Annotated in this window: 1 protein-coding gene; it reads left to right on the top strand. The window is 65.5% G+C overall.

Going from position 1 to position 768, the window contains the following annotated elements; translation table 11 throughout:
- Window positions 1-574: SigB/SigF/SigG family RNA polymerase sigma factor (locus tag A5634_RS11620; protein ID WP_065144203.1), on the top strand; the 574-nt coding region annotated here is incomplete at its 5' end.
- Window positions 575-768: the final 194 nt, after the last annotated feature.

The raw sequence follows: 768 nt of genomic DNA, 5'->3' as shown, positions 1-768 counted from the left end.
GCGGGTTGGACTGGTCAACGCTGTCGTCCGCTTCGACGTCGAAACCGGTTCGGATTTCGTCTCTTTCGCGGTGCCCACCATCATGGGTGAAGTCCGTCGCCACTTCCGGGACAACAGTTGGTCGGTCAAGGTCCCGCGCCGGCTCAAGGAACTGCACCTGCGGCTGGGCACCGCCACGGCCGAACTGTCGCAGCGGCTGGGTCGGGCGCCGACCGCCACCGAACTCGCCGTCGAACTCGGTATGGACCGCGCCGAGGTGGTCGAGGGCCTGGTGGCTGGCAGCTCCTACAACACGTTGTCCATCGATAGCGGTGGCGGCAACGAAGACGACGACGCCCGCGCCATCGCTGACACGCTGGGCGACGTGGACGCGGGTCTGGATCGGATCGAAAACCGCGAGGCACTGCGCCCGTTACTGGAGGCGTTGCCCGAGCGCGAACGAACTGTGTTGGTACTGCGGTTTTTTGAGTCGATGACGCAGACGCAGATCGCCGAACGGGTCGGCATCTCACAGATGCACGTGTCCCGGTTGCTGGCTAAGTCCCTGGCCCGGCTTCGGGACCAGCTCGAGTAACTCTCGCGCAGGCTCGCTCGACGACGCGCTACGACCAGCCAGTTGGACTTTGTTTGTGCACTCGCGGCGTCGAGTGTGCGCTCACGGCGGGCGACACGCCGAAGCGGCCGCCGTAGCCGCACACTCAAAGCCGTTGATGGACAGGGGCCTCGAGTGTGCACTCGCGGCTCCGAGTGTGCATTAGCGGCGTCGAG

The sequence above is a fragment of the Mycobacterium asiaticum genome, from assembly GCF_001673365.1.
Taxonomy (GTDB): Bacteria; Actinomycetota; Actinomycetes; order Mycobacteriales; family Mycobacteriaceae; genus Mycobacterium; species Mycobacterium asiaticum_A.
The sequence above is the reverse complement of the archived record's forward strand: the minus strand, read 5'-3'. Positions and strand labels throughout refer to the sequence as shown.